At 36.9% G+C, this 16,104-nt stretch carries 17 protein-coding genes; 11 read left to right on the top strand and 6 right to left on the bottom strand.

Features of this window, described 5'->3' with window-relative positions:
- Positions 1-51 precede the first annotated feature (51 nt).
- Both E0W68_RS13855 and E0W68_RS10625 read right to left on the bottom strand, forming a co-directional pair.
- A complete protein-coding gene (locus tag E0W68_RS13855) occupies positions 52-261 on the bottom strand; it encodes a hypothetical protein (protein WP_162845824.1) in 210 nt (69 codons plus the stop codon).
- A 240-nt stretch (positions 262-501) separates the two neighbouring features.
- On the bottom strand, positions 502-2,655 hold the full coding sequence (locus E0W68_RS10625) for a S46 family peptidase (protein WP_135219410.1): 2,154 nt from the start codon (positions 2,653-2,655) through the stop codon (positions 502-504).
- 147 nt (positions 2,656-2,802) lie between these two features.
- On the opposite strand from E0W68_RS10625, the gene E0W68_RS10620 reads away from it, so the two are divergent.
- From E0W68_RS10620 to E0W68_RS10600, 5 genes are all read left to right on the top strand, one after another.
- Positions 2,803-3,669 carry a sce7726 family protein gene (locus E0W68_RS10620; protein WP_135219409.1) on the top strand — a complete coding sequence of 289 codons (867 nt, stop codon included), beginning with the start codon at positions 2,803-2,805 and terminating at the stop codon, positions 3,667-3,669.
- Entirely contained in the window at positions 3,670-4,602 is a 933-nt protein-coding gene (locus E0W68_RS10615; protein WP_135219408.1) for a sce7725 family protein, read from the top strand.
- 4 nt (positions 4,603-4,606) lie between these two features.
- Positions 4,607-5,617 carry an RES domain-containing protein gene (locus E0W68_RS10610; RefSeq protein WP_135219407.1) on the top strand — a complete coding sequence of 337 codons (1,011 nt, stop codon included), beginning with the start codon at positions 4,607-4,609 and terminating at the stop codon, positions 5,615-5,617.
- Positions 5,618-5,637: 20 nt separating this feature from the next.
- Positions 5,638-6,210: a Crp/Fnr family transcriptional regulator gene (locus E0W68_RS10605; RefSeq protein ID WP_135219406.1), complete on the top strand. Its 573-nt coding sequence runs from the start codon at positions 5,638-5,640 to the stop codon at positions 6,208-6,210.
- A gap of 205 nt (positions 6,211-6,415) precedes the next feature.
- A complete protein-coding gene (locus E0W68_RS10600; protein ID WP_135219405.1) occupies positions 6,416-6,853 on the top strand; it encodes a carboxymuconolactone decarboxylase family protein in 438 nt (145 codons plus the stop codon).
- A 149-nt stretch (positions 6,854-7,002) separates the two neighbouring features.
- Here E0W68_RS10600 and E0W68_RS10595 read toward each other — a convergent pair whose 3' ends face one another.
- Both E0W68_RS10595 and E0W68_RS10590 read right to left on the bottom strand, forming a co-directional pair.
- A complete protein-coding gene (locus tag E0W68_RS10595; protein WP_225990367.1) occupies positions 7,003-7,449 on the bottom strand; it encodes a GNAT family N-acetyltransferase in 447 nt (148 codons plus the stop codon).
- On the bottom strand, positions 7,449-8,678 hold the full coding sequence (locus E0W68_RS10590; RefSeq protein WP_135219404.1) for a 3-deoxy-D-manno-octulosonic acid transferase: 1,230 nt from the start codon (positions 8,676-8,678) through the stop codon (positions 7,449-7,451). The genes E0W68_RS10595 and E0W68_RS10590 overlap by 1 nt, the downstream gene beginning before the upstream one ends.
- Positions 8,679-8,931: 253 nt before the next feature.
- On the opposite strand from E0W68_RS10590, the gene E0W68_RS10585 reads away from it, so the two are divergent.
- From E0W68_RS10585 to galE, 6 genes are all read left to right on the top strand, one after another.
- A complete protein-coding gene (locus E0W68_RS10585; RefSeq protein ID WP_135219403.1) occupies positions 8,932-9,354 on the top strand; it encodes a hypothetical protein in 423 nt (140 codons plus the stop codon).
- A 41-nt stretch (positions 9,355-9,395) separates the two neighbouring features.
- The gene (locus E0W68_RS10580) at positions 9,396-10,166 is read left to right on the top strand and encodes a hypothetical protein (protein ID WP_135219402.1); all 771 of its coding nucleotides are present in this window, start codon (positions 9,396-9,398) and stop codon (positions 10,164-10,166) included.
- Positions 10,167-10,232: 66 nt separating this feature from the next.
- Positions 10,233-10,877 (top strand): hypothetical protein, encoded by a 645-nt coding sequence (locus tag E0W68_RS10575; RefSeq protein ID WP_135219401.1) that lies wholly within the window; start codon positions 10,233-10,235, stop codon positions 10,875-10,877.
- Positions 10,878-12,320 carry a LytTR family transcriptional regulator gene (locus tag E0W68_RS10570; protein ID WP_135219400.1) on the top strand — a complete coding sequence of 481 codons (1,443 nt, stop codon included), beginning with the start codon at positions 10,878-10,880 and terminating at the stop codon, positions 12,318-12,320.
- Between the two features lie 90 nt (positions 12,321-12,410).
- Positions 12,411-13,544, top strand: coding sequence for a DegT/DnrJ/EryC1/StrS family aminotransferase (locus E0W68_RS10565; RefSeq protein WP_135219399.1), 1,134 nt, complete (start codon positions 12,411-12,413; stop codon positions 13,542-13,544).
- Between the two features lie 40 nt (positions 13,545-13,584).
- Positions 13,585-14,601 (top strand): UDP-glucose 4-epimerase GalE, encoded by a 1,017-nt coding sequence (gene galE / locus E0W68_RS10560; protein WP_135219398.1) that lies wholly within the window; start codon positions 13,585-13,587, stop codon positions 14,599-14,601.
- 56 nt (positions 14,602-14,657) lie between these two features.
- Here galE and E0W68_RS10555 read toward each other — a convergent pair whose 3' ends face one another.
- Positions 14,658-15,125, bottom strand: a complete 468-nt coding sequence (locus tag E0W68_RS10555; RefSeq protein WP_162845827.1) for a GNAT family N-acetyltransferase — start codon at positions 15,123-15,125, stop codon at positions 14,658-14,660.
- Positions 15,126-15,137: 12 nt separating this feature from the next.
- Positions 15,138-16,016 (bottom strand): ACP S-malonyltransferase, encoded by an 879-nt coding sequence (gene fabD, locus E0W68_RS10550; protein ID WP_135219396.1) that lies wholly within the window; start codon positions 16,014-16,016, stop codon positions 15,138-15,140.
- Positions 16,017-16,104 lie beyond the last annotated feature (88 nt).

Genomic DNA, 16,104 nt, shown 5'->3' with positions numbered 1-16,104 from the left:
ACAAAAAAGCCCCGCATTGCGGAGCTTTTAAATACTTTAACTGGCTAGTTATTAGTGAGCGTGCTCAACTTCTGGAGTTTCAGCGTGCATAGTGTCAGCTTGCATAGTATCAGCCTCAACAGGAGCAACTTCTTCTTCTACAGGAGCAACTTCTTCAGTTACTACTTCTTCAGTTTCAGCTTCAGCAGCTTTCTCTTTACATGATACGAAAGAAACACTCATCATAGCAACTAGAGCCATGCTTAAAACAACTTTTTTCATCTTACTAAATTATAAAGGTTAATTATTAATTCGGAGCAAAGATATAAATTTTTTAATATCCCAAAATATTTATTGATAAATTTTTTAAAAATCTTCTACTGCTGAAAAACAGCACATTACTATGTAAAATTGACTGTTTTTCGCACTATTTTTTTGTAACCGACAGTTTGCCTGTTCATAAATCTTCTTTGCAAGTCGTAAATTGTACTTTACAGCCTGTTTATCCACTTATTTACCGGGTTATTTTTTTCTCACATTTACCAGTTCCATTTCATCGATAAGACGCTTATCTCCGGCATATTTATCAATGATAAACAGCACATAACGAATATCTACCATAATATTACGGCAAATGGCAGGGTCATAATAAATATCGCTCATAGTCCCTTCCCAAACGCGGTCAAAGTTTAGCCCGATAAGGTTTCCTTTGGCATCTATGGCAGGGCTGCCTGAATTACCGCCCGTGGTGTGGTTAGTTCCTATAAAGCATACGGGCATTTTGCCGTTTTCGCCATACGCACCAAAATCTTTTTTGTTGTACAGCTCAATCAGCTTCTGCGGAACGTCAAACTCATAATCGCCGGGTACATATTTTTCCATAACACCGTCAAGGTAGGTTACAGGTTCGTAGTAAACCGCATCTCTCGGCTCGTAGCCTTTTACTTTACCATATGTTACGCGCATGGTACTGTTAGCATCCGGAAAAATACGGGCTTCTTTCGGGCTTAGTTCCAGTATGCCTTTCATGTAGCTGCGTTGCAGGGCATCCAGTTTCAGGGTTAGCTCTTCATATTTTGGGCTCACGTTTTCAATATAGGCGTTTGCCATTGCTTTTATTACCTGGTAACCCGGGTCGGCATTCAGGGCTTTGATTATTTCCTGCGGGTCGTTGCCGGCAGTCAGCAATTCCTTTACTCCGTTGTAGGATGTCAGTTTGGAGTTACCGTAAACCTTTTGGGTAAGCTCCTGCGGGTTAATGTCTTTCAGCATATCGGGCAGAAACTGCCTTGGCGATTTTTGCGAATACAACGCAATAAGCTGTTCAAAAACTTTTTCATCTACCTGCTTGCTGTAGTCTTTATAAACACCTTCCAGCGACTGTATAGTGTTATTTTTCCTGTCGGTAAACGATTGCTCGCCACGAGCGTTATATACCTGCTCCAGTTGGTACAGCCTGTAACCAATAGTTAAAAGCTCGGTATTACGCAGGGCAACTTCTATAAAATAATCCCTGCTTAACTGATACGGCTCTATCTCGGCATAATACGTGTCGAAATCTTTAAACAGGTTGCCGTACTCATCCATTTTGCCTGCTTTTTTAGCTTTGGCAACAAAATCTTTCTCAAAAGCCTTTTTAACGGCTACGGCGTTGGTTTTGGTAAGCCCCTGCGTTTCGCCTATCCATTTTTTCCAGTAGTTGGCAATACCTGCATATTTAGAGGCATACTGTATTTTTATTTGCTTGTCTTTACGCATAAAGCCATCGGTTACCTTTAGTGCAGCATCACGCACCTCTATTTTAGCAGGGTTCAGTACAGCTACTATCTGTTGTACGGCAACGGCAGGCAGGTACTCCTGTGTACGTCCCGGATAGCCGAATACCAATGTAAAATCATCTTCTTTTACACCGCCCAGCGAAATGGGGAAAAAGTGCTTTGGCGTATAAGGCACGTTGTCTTTAGCATATTCGGCGGGGCGGTTGTTTTTATCGGCATAGATACGGAACAGCGAAAAATCGCCTGTGTGGCGTGGCCAAACCCAGTTGTCGGTATCGGAACCGAACTTACCGATGGATGATGGCGGTGCACCCACCAAACGGACATCTTTATAGGTTTCGGTTACAAAAAGCATGTATTGGTTGCCTTCATAAAACGTACGGATTTTGTTTTCCTGATACGACTCTTTAGGCGACGATTTTGTGACTTGGGCAATGTTATCCTGAATTTTTTTCTGTTTGTCCTCTTCGCTTTTCAGGGTGCTTACGCCTTCCAGTATTTTGTTGGTAACATCCTCTATTCGCACTATAAAAGTGACTTCCATATCGGGGTTGGGCAGTTCTTCTTCCATAGTCATAGCCCAAAAACCATCCGTAAGGTAGTCGTGGTCTATAGTAGAGTGTGCCTGAATTTCGCCATAACCACAGTGGTGGTTGGTAAGCAAGAGTCCTTTTGACGAGATAACCTCCGAAGTACAACCACCGTTAAAGTGCGGAACAGCATCTTTCAGGCTGGAATGGTTGACATCATAAATGTCGGAAGCTGACATTTTCATGCCGAGGCTTTTCATTTCTTTTTCGTTCATTCCTTTCAGCAGCGAAGGAATCCACATACCACCCTGTTGTGCAAAGGCAGGTATAAAAAGCAGTAATACGAGTACGCGTAATAGTTTGTTCATGATACTTGAGTTAGTGGGTGCAAGATAGGAAATTTTGGAACGGGGAGAAAACAGGTAATTTTACGGGGTTTAATTAGAATAAAATTTTGTTGATTTGATGTATAAGAACAGGAAGGTTTTTATTTTGTAATTTTGTAAAAAAACAAAATGTATATAAAGAAATCATATCCTTTAAATCAATTGAGAGATTATTCGATGCTTTTTTCTAGAAGTGAAGTTAGTCGCTTATTTGATAATGATTTTAATTCTTTAAATCTAAAAATTAAAAGATATGATAATAGAGAGTCTATAAAGAAACTAAATTACTTAGATTACTTAAAATATGCTTATAAAGTTCTTGAAACTCATTATCCAAATGAATATGTTTATAAGAATGAATTCTTAAATCAATGGTTAATAAAAGAGGTTGGTAATTGTCAGCAATCTGCAATTTATAATGAATTTCGTTTGGGGAAAGCTATTGCAGATTTAGTTATGTTTAATGGGACATCTAAGGTTTTCGAAATTAAAACAATTCTTGATAAAGAGTATAGATTGAGCAAGCAATTGATTGAGTATAAAAAAGTATTCAACGAAGTCTATTTAATAGTGCCAAAATTGAAATTGTTTAAGTATTTGAACATTGATGATGAAGTAGGAATTATAGTTTATGATGAGGACAAAAAAGAGTTTGAATTAATTCGTAATTCTTATAAAAATCATTTCTTAAATCATAGTGCTATAATGGAGATTCTTCATACTTCAGAATATTTGAATTTGGTAGAAAATTATTATGGTTATTTACCTAAAGTTAATGATTTTAATAAGTTTGATATTTGTAAAAAATTAATATCTGAAATACCTGGTTTTGAGTTGAATAGATTGTTTATTGATTTGATGAAATCAAGAAAAAAACAAAATAATTTTTCCCGTAAAGAAACAAGGCAATTTAATCAGATATGTCTGTCATTAAATCTTAATAAAGTACAAAAGCAAGAATTATTTACCAATCTAAAACAACAAATTAATTACTAAATGTATTATCCTTATTTAAGAGCCCGCCAATTCGAATTAATTTCACTTAGAGAATTAGCTATAGAAAATATTCTGCAGGGGTATATAACTCCAGTTATAGAACCAGTTAAAGAGACATTTAACAATCTTGATATTGCAAATAAGATATTTGTAGAGAAAGGATTAGATACTTTTTTAATTATAAATCCAATAGTGGGAGAACATTTAGGAGACACAGAACATTATTTAGATTATCTAGATGGTTTAGAAGAGTCTAGATTTCTCCCTGCCTTTCATTACAAACAGAATTCACAATATATAAAGGATATGGTAGAAGAGTATAATTTAAATAACTGTATGGTTATATGTTATGATAATTTTGTTGAAGATGATAGGTTTAGAGATTTATGTGGTGAAGAATTTGTTACTCATATAATGTTGTTCGACCCTTCTAGATTTAGGTCTCTGGATAGATATTTAAGAACACTAAATAAGAATTACATCCGTTTGGATGATGTATTTGAAAAACAAGTAAAAAATTCTGATTTTTTAGATATTCCAGCCCATAAGTTTACTGAAGAGCATCTTTATTATAAAGAGGAGGGTTATCAAGGTTTCTCTGACTTTACAACATTACCTAGCGAGTATATAGATGGAGGTAGTACTCCAAGAGCGGTTGTAATACATTTTACTTATCTAAATGAAAATAAAGATAATCAAATTTGGATTCGACATTTTACATCGGATACAAATGATTCGATAGCAAACGTACAAGGAAAGTTTAGAGAAGCAGCAGAAAAAGCAATAGCCTTTTGTGATATTGAGGGTATATCTAATACTGCGGTTACAGAATTGAGAAATTATTTAGATGAAGGGAGATATCCAGGTTTGGGTACTGTAAAGAAAATATCTATAAAGAATCATTTGAACGTTGTAAATAACTATTTATTATAGGAGTATGCCCCTTAATGTTTGCAAGAATTGTTTTTCTGATAGAGAACTCGTAGGGTTTATAATTTCCCAAGCAATCACAGATAAATGTGATTTCTGTGGTTCTACATCAAATGAAGTTATCCCTATATCAGAACTTTTTGAATTTTTCCGAGAATTATTTGAAAATTTTCAGATTAAAGAGAATGGAAACTCTTTAAAGTCAACACTTCAAGGAAATTGGGGTCTTTTCTCTTCTCTCGAGTCTGCCGATAAAGTATTGAATTATTTAATAGATAATATTGATGTAGAAATTAGCAATGCGGATGAATTAGTGGATTTTAGGGAAGATATTATAGAAAATATATCTTATTGGGATAGTCTTAAAGAACAGCTAAAATGGGAGAGGAGATATTTTACAGATATTAATTATATAACTGATGAATTAGGGTGGGACGGTTTTTTCAATAGTCAAATAATTATAAATAAGGATACTAAGTTATATAGAGCTAGATTGCATCATTCAAGTTCTCAAAATCCATTTGAAGTAAAAGATATGTTTTGCCCTCCTAAGCACATATCGTCAGCAGGAAGAGCAAATCCTTTAGGAATACCTTTTTTATATTTAAGTGACACAAAAGAAACAGTTCTATATGAAATAAGGGCTTCATATTTAGATGAAGTGTCAATTGGTATTTTTACAACTAATAAGGAAAAACTTATTATTGCTGACTTTACAGAAAATTCTACTATTTTTCATCCTTCTCGAGTGACTGAAAGGATAAAAGCGACATTGCTAAAACAGAAAATTAGTACAGATTTGTCAAGACCTATGAGAAGGTATGATACTGAATTAGATTATATACCAACACAATTTATTTGTGAGTTTATAAAAATATATACAGGGGCTAGTGGTATAAAATTTAGAAGTTCACTTCATACTATAGGAAATAATATTGTGATTTTCGATGAAAAAGTTATGAATTGTGAAGCAGTCGAGAAGGTAAAAGTCAACCGAGTAAGGATTTCGGCACTATAGTAGTATTAAATACGTATTTTATGTTTTCCGAAATCCTTTCCCATATTCGCCGATTTGTTCCTCTAGACCCGGAGGAAGAAGCCTTGCTTGCTTCGTTGCTCGAAGTACGGGAAGTAAAAAAGAAAGAGCATTTGCTACAGGCTGGCGAAATATGCAAGGCAAACTATTTTGTAGCAAAAGGCTGTTTCCGGCTGTATTTGATAACCACTAAAGGCGCAGAGCAGGTAATTCAGTTTGGTATTGAGGACTGGTGGATAACCGACTATGCCGGACTGAAAAGCGGTAAGCCTTCGGGGTTTTACGTACAGGCTGTTGAACCCTCTACCGTAGTAGTACTAAACAAAGAAGCCGAAGAAGTGCTTTTTGAAAAAATACCGCAGTTGGAACGGTATTTCAGGCAGGTGCTGGAACGTGCCTATTCGGCACAGCTTACCCGTATTCATTATGTTTTTAATTTGACAGGCGAGGAGCAATACAAAATGATGCGCGATAAATATCCCGATTTTGTACAGCGCGTACCCCAATATATGCTGGCTTCCTTTTTGGGCATTACCCCTGAGTTTTTGAGTATGCTTCGGGCGAAAAAAGACTGATAGTAGTCTTAAAGTCGAAAGTTTGAAAGTCATAAAGTTGAAAGTTTATAAAGTCATAAAGAGAAAAAGATTCCTTCGCTATGCTCGGAATGACAAAATATACTGTCGCTGCGAGCGGAGCAGTCTTTCTTAAACTACTTTAAGTTTTTTGTGAGGTGCATGGCGGAAATTTGTCATGTAAATAATAACAAAAAACATAATAAAAATGGAATCACGATTTAAACTTAACGAAGCAGAACCACAGGCTTATAAAGCCATGATGGCATTCGAAAATTATTTTGCAGGAAGCGAAATTACCAAAACACACAAAGAGCTTATCAAGATTAGGGCTTCGCAAATAAACGGTTGTGCTTTTTGCCTTGACATGCACACTAAAGATGCCCGTAAAAACGGCGAAACCGAACAGCGTATTTATGTTTTAAACGCATGGCGCGATACCACTCTTTTTACGGAAGAAGAAAGAGCTATTTTAGCCTTAACCGAAGCGGTAACCAATATTTCGCAAAACCACGTATCGGATGCGGTATATAATAATGCTGTAAACCTGTTGGGCGAAAAATACACGGCTCAGGTGCTTATGGGTATTATAGCCATTAACGGCTGGAACAGAATTGCGATTACTACGGGTTTGATGCCTCAATAACAGTTTTTAAAGTCATAAAGTCGAAAGTTTATAAAGTCTTTAAAGGAGATTCCTTCATTACGTTCAGAATGATATTACGATTTTGTCATTGCGAGCAGAGCGAAGCAATCTTTTTCACTTTCTAACTTTCGACTTTAAAAACGTCACGACTATTTTACCACCAGTTTCATTGAACCGCGATGATGAAGCGTATAGTTTTTAGAAAGGTATAGTTGGCGTGCAGCCTCATTGTGGTCTTCAATTTCAAGGTAAATTATTTTTATTCCCAGCAGTTTAGCCTGCGCATGAATAAAATCAAGTGTTTTACTGCCTAAGCCCAGCCCCCGCTCATTTTTGCGGATGTAAAGCTCGTCGAGTATTACAATGCGCCCGCCATATTCAAAACTGAAAACAAATGTAAGGATAACGTAGCCCACCGTTTGTCCTTCATGTAATATCAGCCAGCCACTGCCCAGCATATCGTTCAGGATAAATTCTTTCAGTAAGTTTTTCGATTTTTCAATATTGATAGGATAATTGTCAATACCGTAAAATTCCTCCATCATGGTTACTACCACCTCAATATCCTGTTGTGCTATGGGTTTAAAGTTTTCCATTAGCTTTCTATTTTGTTCATTATGGTGTTAACCGCCCCTCGGTTCATGCTAACGAATGTTCCGGCTATGTGCCCTTTCTCAGTACGGTACACTTCATCATAGGCTAAAAGGCTCAGGGTTTCTTCCATTTCCGGCTTGTTGTTTACTACAATACAGCCACCCATTTGCACCAATGCCACCGCTTCGGGAAACCTTTGGTGGTTAGGCCCTATAACTATGGGTATGCCAAAAGCAGCAGGTTCGAGTATGTTGTGCAGCCCTGCCGTGCCAAAACCGCCACCCACGTAGGCGGCATCGGCATAGCTGTATATTTTGCCCAATATACCTATGGTGTTTACAATAAATACATCATAGTCGGCAAGGTTTTTACCTTCCATTTCGGTAAACAGAACCGTTTTTTTGGTAATGGCATTTTGCAAATCATTAATATGGCTTTCGCCAATGGTATGCGGGGCGATAATGAATTTTACCTCTCCCGACTTATTAATAAAATCAGTAAACATCGCTTCGTCTTTTTGCCATGAACTGCCAAACACTATGGTGGTTTTTCCGTTTATAAACTCTTCAATAAACGGCAGGGTATTATCCCTTTCCAATATCCGGCTCACGCGGTCGTAACGGGTATCGCCACTCACGGTTACATTACTGAAACCAATGCCCTGCAATAGTTTTTTAGAGCTTTCATACTGCACAAACAGGTGGTTGAACGCTTTTAGGGCATTGCGGTAAAACCCGCCGTACCACTTAAAAAATAGTTGGTTTTCCCTGAAAAGTCCTGATATAAGGTAGGCTTCAATGTTCCTCTTTTTTATTTCATTAAGATAATTTGCCCAAAATTCATACTTGATAAAGAAAACCAGTTCGGGGTGTGCCAAATCCATAAACTTTTTGGCGTTGGCTTTGGTGTCGAGCGGTAAATACACTACTGCATCGGCATCTTTGGTGTTTTTTCGCACCTCATACCCTGATGGGGAAAAGAACGTAACCAGTATTTTATGGTGGGGGTACTTTTCTTTTATTTTCTCCATTATGGGCAATCCCTGCTCATATTCGCCCAGTGATGCCGCGTGAAACCATATTACTTTATCAGCAGGTTGAATTTTTTCGGCAAGCGTACTGAAAACGGTTTTCCTGCCCGAAACAAACAGCCTCATTTTCGGGTTGAAAAGCGCGGTTATCTTTAGGATAGGAGCTACTATGTGAATAAGTAAATTATACAGAAAAAACATAATGATAGTATTGAGGTGCTAAAATACAGCAAATTTTTTTGCCTTTCTTTTTAATACAAATTACCTGACAGACTTTTGCTGGGTTATAAATACTTGTTGTATTTACAATTCACGGTATTTTTCATGCAATTCACGACATTTATTTTTTTATGGGTTTGATATACAGCAACTTTGAATCGGAATTCCAACGAAATTATACTATGCCGGGAAGCCGAAAACGGTAACAAAGAGTAGGCGAAAAAATATACCAATTATGTACTTACAGAATTTAAATTTAGAGGAAATTGATTACAATGCCTTTAAAAAAAACATTTTAGAAACATACGAAAAGGAAGAGGTTTTAAAAGAAGATGAAATAGAGAAACTTCTTGCTGATAACTATCTTATGGCTGCTGATGCGGTATCTCCGCTGTATTATAAAAAATCGGCTACCATGATAGCAGACAGAGCCAATAATTTTTCAGCTTCTTTGGCTGGGGGTAATATTTGGCGCAGGGTGCTTGCTTTTTTATGTAAGGTATTAAACGCAGCTTCTTCTGCTGAAGAAATCTTAGAAAAAATTATAGAATTTTTAAGTCGTTTTCTACCGGGAGGTATTGTGCTTGAAAAAGTAGCAAAAGCAATCTTGAGGTTTTTCCTTAAGTGGGGTTATGGTAAACTGTGTCCGGTAAACTAAAAAATAATGCCCGGCTATGCCGGGCTATAAACCTAAAAATTATGAGAACAAAAATTACCCTTTTTATGTTGTTTTGTATCGGTATTATGTATGCACAAATACCGAGTATAAAAGAAAATTATGAATCCGACATATCAGGCTTTGTAAGCGGCGATAACAAAGCTAATATCATAGGCGAAGATGATGAAACAAGTTTTGCCAACAGTATCAGTTTACTTTATACAGATAAAAGCACCATTGTACAATCAGAATTGATTAGTGATTATATGGGACGTGTACGTTTGTCATTTGGGTCTGTGGTGACCGCAACTTCAGATAATGAAGAAACAACGAGCGATCAACAGGAAACAGATACTAATAAACAGGAGTTGTTACGGGTTGCAAACGGTGGAGGCAATTTTTATTTGATGGGGCAACTTCCGGTATATGCTCGTAAGAGAGATACATGGTTCATGTTTCCTGCATTCAATGCCAAAATATCTGCTGATATTGATGGCGTAGGTAGTAATGTTAATGCTTCAGATGCGAGGGGTATGCTGTATGCTTCCTTTTACGGCAGTAAGGCTTCGGATAACAAAAAATTTAACTTTTTTGTTAATGCTGAATACGGTTTGATGATAGTATCGGATGATTTTAAAGACCGTTTTGGGATTGATTCCGGTTTTAAGAAACCTATTCTATTAGGCAGGGCTATGTTTGGTGTTACCATCAGTAGTACACTCCGATTTACAGTTATAACAAAAGCATTTTCGAATTACAACCAACTGGTTAATGATAAAATAATGGTGGGGTTTCAATTCTTGAGTAATTAATAATAACTTTCTGAACCTTAAATAAAACTAAAAACAAATATTTACTAATTTTAAAATCAAACAATTATGAAAACAGATAAAGAAACAAAAAATGTCAAGACAAAAGAAAAGGCTGAAGTAATAATTCCTGCTGCTGATGGAGATTTAATATTAAGTCAGAATAAAAAGCATATCGAGGTTGACTTAAAATTAAGAGTTTCCGATTCCCAATTTACATATACGGGCAATAGTTATGTTGTAGAAATTAGCGGTTTTAGGGGGCTTGCTTTTAGTTATTATCATACTGGGGATTCTCGAATATGTGATGATACCCCTGTTAATGGTAATTCTCCTCAAATTTCGATAAAAGAGACACTTAACCATCTAAATTTTTTGAATTGGAATGATAATGATAAAATAAGAATAATGATATTAAATGAAGAAGATGTAAACAGGTTTACAGAAATGGAAGATTATTTTATAAGATATTTAGATACATTCAAATATAAACCGGATGTTACTACAGAAGAATTTAATAATTTTAACTCCATCTGGAATAATGAGAATTCAAATCGTCAAGTAAATTCAAGTTGTATTGTTGATGAGTTAATAAACAAATCGAAATCAAAGAAGAAAAAGGTAGAAAGTAAAGCTTCATCAAATGGTTATCTTTATGAAATGCCCCGCTATACCAAAGACGGCGGTGTATTAACTCTAAAACTAAAGCAATAAGTGTTTAAAAAACAAGTAATAGTAGTATTCTTTCTCTGCACCATTAGCTATGGGCAGCAAATAGACAGTTTTATTACTAAAGCTATAGTTGATAATCCCGGCAAGGCAATTGATAGTCTTGCCCGGGTTACTTCTGTTTCACCTCATGAAGCAGCAAAAAATTATTATATACTGGGTAAATGCCATGCATACCTAAACCAGGAAGAAGTCGCGTTTAACTACTTTATAACCTCAAAAAAAGCGTTTGAAAAGCTGGGCGAAGTCCATTTGGCAAAACAAATCGCGCTTGAGGCGCATAAAACAATAGCTTCTCAAGAGCATTATGATTATTATGGAAATAGCCTTTTTGAGGAATATCAGCAGTATGCCGACAGTATTAACTCGCCATTGCATAAAGCCTATGCCATTGCTGAATTAGCTAAGAACGACTATTTTAAATATGATGAAACAGGTGATGGTAAATTTCTGAATAGTGCTTATTTATTATTCAGAGAAGCATTGCAGTATGCCGGTAAAACGGATAATGATTTAATAAAAGCAAAATTATATTCCAACATCGGGTCATTAAAAAACACTATGCAGGAGCATGATTCTGCACGTTATTATCTCGATAAATCAAAAATTTATATCTATACGATAAACGATGCCTACGAGAAATACGGGTACTACCACAACTATGCAAATTCGTATTTTTTTGAAGGTAATTACCGCAAAGCAATACCCTATTTTATAAAAGCTAATGATGAAGTGCCTTATTACAAGGATAAAGCTTCCAGAAAATTATACGAACAACTGGCAGCAAGCTACGATTCGCTTAATAATGATGCAGGGCGGAGAAAGTATGAAAAACTGTATAAACAAATTGATGAACGTATAAACGACAGAGAGCAAAATGTAAAAATGTATGAGAGCTATGTAAAGTATGATGTAGAAAAGAAAGAAAAGAAAATATCCACGCTGCAAAAAATAGTGGATAGTTTCAATAGGCATAAACTCATATACAGTATCGCTTTATTTTTTGTATTTCTTCTGGCGCTATACTCATTCATCAGATGGAAAAAAGTAGATTATAAACGCAAAAAATTAGAAATGGAGAAGGAAGGAATGGAGGCAGAACATATAAAGACCATTGAACAACTGGAAAAAGTAAAACAACTTGTTATAGAAGAACATATTGTTTTAAAGAATAAAGTAAAAATACATTTGGGTAACCTCATGTACATTAAATCGGAAGACCATTACCTCAATTTTATACCGTTTGAGGGTAAAAAACAATTTATAAGAGGTAAAATTTCGGAAATAGTCGAAGAGCTTCCGCCTAATTTTGTAAAATGCCACAGATCATATATTGTGAATACAAATTATATAGAAACCAGTAGTTCAAAGGGTATTATTCTAACCAATAAGGAACAAATACCTGTTTCCAGAAACTTTAAACTATAAAAAACATTTGTTTTTTATGAGGTATCAACCACTTTAGTTGCCTATTTTTGCACTAACAATTTTATACTACACAATAATTGTTTCAGGCACATGAAAAAACTACAGATGGTTGACCTTAAAGGTCAGTATGATAAAATAAAAGATACTGTAAATGCTTCCATTCAGGAAGTATTAGATAACACAGCCTATATTAACGGTCCCGAAGTTCATAAATTTCAGAAAAATCTTGAAGAATACCTTGATGTAAAGCATGTAATACCCTGCGCCAACGGCACGGATGCTTTGCAAATAGCCATGATGGGACTGGATTTACAACCGGGTGATGAGATTATTACCGCCGATTTTACCTTTGCTGCCACGGTAGAGGTTATTGCGCTACTGCAACTTACCCCCGTATTGGTAGATGTAGAGCCTGATACGTTCAACATCTCGGTAGAGGCTGTTCGTAATGCCATAACACCAAAAACCAAAGCTATTGTACCGGTACACCTTTTCGGTCAGGTAGCCGATATGGAAGATATTATGGCACTTGCCGAAGAACATAACCTGTATGTAATAGAAGATAATGCACAGGCTATAGGTGCAAATTATACTTATGCCGATGGCACAAAGAAAAAAGCAGGTACTATGGGGCATGTAGCTTCTACTTCGTTTTTTCCGTCTAAAAATTTAGGATGTTATGGCGATGGCGGAGCAATATTTACCAACGATGATGAACTTGCCTACAAATTGCGAGGTATAGTAAACCATGGTATGTACGAGCGTTACCATCATGATGTGGTGGGGGTAAACTCAAGACTGGATAGCGTACAAGCTGCGGTATTGAATGCAAAACTGCCTTTGCTTGATGAATATAACCAAGCCCGCCGTGCAGCAGCAGATAAATATAATGCCGCCTTTGCGGGGCATGCCGATATAATAACCCCTTTAACAAAAGGAGCTGACGACAGCCATGTGTTTCATCAATACACATTACGTGTGCTTAACGCCGACAGGAATGCATTACTGAAGCACTTACAGGAAAAGGGTATTCCGTGCGCTATATACTACCCTATACCACTACACAGCCAAAAAGCCTATGCTGATGCTAAATATAATGAAGAAGACTTTGTAGTGACAAATCAAGTGGTAAAAGAAGTAATTTCATTACCAATGCATACCGAGTTGGATGACGAGCAAATAAAGTTTATAACTGATACTATTCTTGAGTTTTTAAGCGTTTAAAACAAATTATACTTAACCCCAACCAATAAACTACCAATTAATGAAAGTACTTGTTACCGGCGGGCTTGGATTTATAGGCTCACACACTGTAGTCGAACTACAAAATGAAGGTTTTGAAGTAGTAGTGATAGACGATCTTTCGAATTCATTTATTGACGTACTTGACGGTATAATGGCAATTACAGGCAAAAAGCCTGACTTTGAACAGATGGATCTTCGCGACAAAGCATCAGTTCAGGAATTCTTTAAAAAATATGCTGATATATCAGGAGTAATACATTTTGCCGCTTCAAAAGCAGTAGGAGAGAGTGTACAAAACCCACTTTTGTATTACGAAAATAATTTAGGAACACTGGTTTATCTTTTACAGGAATTACAAAAGAAAGATAAAGCCCATTTCATATTCAGTTCTTCTTGTACCGTGTACGGTCAGGCAGAAAAAATGCCGATAACAGAAGATGCTCCGGTACAAACCGCAATGTCACCTTATGGCAATACCAAACAAATAGGCGAGGAGATAATTAATGATGTAGCAAAAGTGAGCGGTATCAACGCTATACTATTACGCTATTTTAATCCCGTAGGAGCACATGAATCGACTGAAATAGGAGAACTCCCAAAAGGTACGCCACAAAACTTAATCCCTTTCATTACACAAACCGCAATAGGATTGAGAGAACAATTATCCGTTTTCGGTAATGATTACCCAACTCCTGACGGAACTTGCATCCGCGATTACATTCATGTAGTAGATCTTGCCAAAGCCCACGTTACTGCATTAAAACGACTGATTGATAACAGGAATGTTGAAAATGTAGAGGTGTTTAATTTAGGAACGGGTACAGGTAACTCGGTACTGGAAGTTATTAATGCTTTTGAAAAAGTAAGCGGTTTAAAACTAAACTATAAAATTGTTGACAGGAGAGAGGGCGACATAACTGAGGCCTATGCCGATACCACCAAAGCTAATGATGTATTGGGCTGGAAAGCAGCATTAACACTCGAAGATGCTCTGGTTTCGGCATGGAAATGGGAACAAAAAGTGAGAGGAAAATAAAATATACCTACTTTATAAAAACAGCAAACCCTGCATTAATGCAGGGTTTGCTGTTTTTAGATGTTTTTGTACATATGCTCATTAAAATAACTAAATCCGTTTTTGCCGAAAAAATTACGGGCATCGTTATTCAGAGTCCAATGGTTGAGTCGGATAATTTTTAAACCTGCTTCTTGGGCTACTTCATCCGCTTTCTCCAAAAGGAGTTTTCCAATCCCTTTTTTTCTGTAACTATCGCAAACCAGCATCTGATCTATCAATATAAACCTTTGGGAGTACTGAAAAGGATTTTCAGGCAGCTCTTTCAAAAACAATAATATATAGCCGGCTATTTCTTTATCTGAATAGGCAACAAATGCTTTTGTACTGTTTTGATTTAGGACTTCTTTAAAAAACGAAGTTACATCTTCCTGGCTGTAAGGTTTAAACACATCAGGATATAGAGTATAATGAAGCTCTTGCACCTCTTTATTAAGTGTAGCTAATAATTCGTAATCCTTCGTTTCGGTTATCAGTACTTCCACTCTATACTTAATTTAAGATGCCGAAGCCGTCTCAGCGTCTTTATTTATCTTTTTCACTAAGCCTTGCAGTACATTACCCGGTCCTACTTCGGTAAACAGGGTAGCACCGTCGGCTATCATGTTTTGCACGCTTTGTGTCCAGCGTACGGGAGCGGTAAGCTGTACAATCAGGTTTTCCTTAATCTCCTCAGGGTTGGTTATCGCAGTTGCCGGTACATTTTGATATACAGGGCATATTGGCGCTGAGAAAGTAGTTGCCGCTATGGCAGCAGCCAGCTCCTCGCGTGCAGGCTCCATCATGGGTGAGTGGAATGCACCGCCAACGGGTAAAAGTAACGCTCTTTTTGCTCCTGCTATTTTCAGGGCTTCGCAGGCGCGCTCTACCGCAGGGGTTTCTCCCGAAATTACTAACTGCCCGGGGCAGTTGTAATTGGCAGCCACGACTATACCTTGTGTTTTTTCGCAAATTTCTTCTACAATATTATCTTCAAGACCTAAAACGGCAGCCATAGTAGATGGCGCCAGTTCGCAGGCTTTTTGCATTGCCATGGCACGTTGCGAAACCAGTTTTAACCCATCTTCAAAAGTAAGTGCCCCGGCAGCTACTAACGCAGAAAATTCTCCTAACGAGTGCCCTGCTACCATATCGGGCTTAAAATTGTTGCCCAATGTTTTTGCCAGGATAACCGAGTGTAAAAATATAGCAGGCTGGGTTACTTTAGTTTGTTTCAGTTCGTCGGCAGTACCTTCAAACATACTATCGGTAATACGGAAGCCAAGTATTTCGTTAGCTTTCTCGAATAGTTCTTTTGCTTCGGCAGAGTTTTCATATAAATCTTTACCCATTCCGGTAAACTGCGCTCCCTGTCCGGGAAATACATATGCTTTCATAATTTGTTTCAGTTTAGTTTGCAACAGCAAAAATAACTAATTTTACAGCAGTACCAACTTTTAGGCTTTTATGTAACATTATCGTACC

It is taken from the genome of Flavobacterium salilacus subsp. salilacus, assembly GCF_004634195.1.
GTDB classification, from domain to species: domain Bacteria; phylum Bacteroidota; class Bacteroidia; order Flavobacteriales; family Flavobacteriaceae; genus Flavobacterium; species Flavobacterium salilacus.
The sequence above is the reverse complement of the archived record's forward strand: the minus strand, read 5'-3'. Positions and strand labels throughout refer to the sequence as shown.

Coding starts and splice junctions, on each gene's coding strand:
- E0W68_RS10585 (WP_135219403.1), top strand. CDS start 8,932: ATGTACTTACAGAATTTAAATTTAGAGGAAATTGATTACAATGCCTTT.
- E0W68_RS10590 (WP_135219404.1), bottom strand. CDS start 8,678: ATGTTTTTTCTGTATAATTTACTTATTCACATAGTAGCTCCTATCCTA.
- E0W68_RS10620 (WP_135219409.1), top strand. CDS start 2,803: ATGTATATAAAGAAATCATATCCTTTAAATCAATTGAGAGATTATTCG.
- E0W68_RS10625 (WP_135219410.1), bottom strand. CDS start 2,655: ATGAACAAACTATTACGCGTACTCGTATTACTGCTTTTTATACCTGCC.
- E0W68_RS10600 (WP_135219405.1), top strand. CDS start 6,416: ATGGAATCACGATTTAAACTTAACGAAGCAGAACCACAGGCTTATAAA.
- E0W68_RS10565 (WP_135219399.1), top strand. CDS start 12,411: ATGAAAAAACTACAGATGGTTGACCTTAAAGGTCAGTATGATAAAATA.
- E0W68_RS10605 (WP_135219406.1), top strand. CDS start 5,638: ATGTTTTCCGAAATCCTTTCCCATATTCGCCGATTTGTTCCTCTAGAC.
- fabD (WP_135219396.1), bottom strand. CDS start 16,016: ATGAAAGCATATGTATTTCCCGGACAGGGAGCGCAGTTTACCGGAATG.
- E0W68_RS10580 (WP_135219402.1), top strand. CDS start 9,396: ATGAGAACAAAAATTACCCTTTTTATGTTGTTTTGTATCGGTATTATG.
- E0W68_RS10575 (WP_135219401.1), top strand. CDS start 10,233: ATGAAAACAGATAAAGAAACAAAAAATGTCAAGACAAAAGAAAAGGCT.
- E0W68_RS13855 (WP_162845824.1), bottom strand. CDS start 261: ATGAAAAAAGTTGTTTTAAGCATGGCTCTAGTTGCTATGATGAGTGTT.
- E0W68_RS10610 (WP_135219407.1), top strand. CDS start 4,607: ATGCCCCTTAATGTTTGCAAGAATTGTTTTTCTGATAGAGAACTCGTA.
- galE (WP_135219398.1), top strand. CDS start 13,585: ATGAAAGTACTTGTTACCGGCGGGCTTGGATTTATAGGCTCACACACT.
- E0W68_RS10595 (WP_225990367.1), bottom strand. CDS start 7,449: ATGGAAAACTTTAAACCCATAGCACAACAGGATATTGAGGTGGTAGTA.
- E0W68_RS10615 (WP_135219408.1), top strand. CDS start 3,670: ATGTATTATCCTTATTTAAGAGCCCGCCAATTCGAATTAATTTCACTT.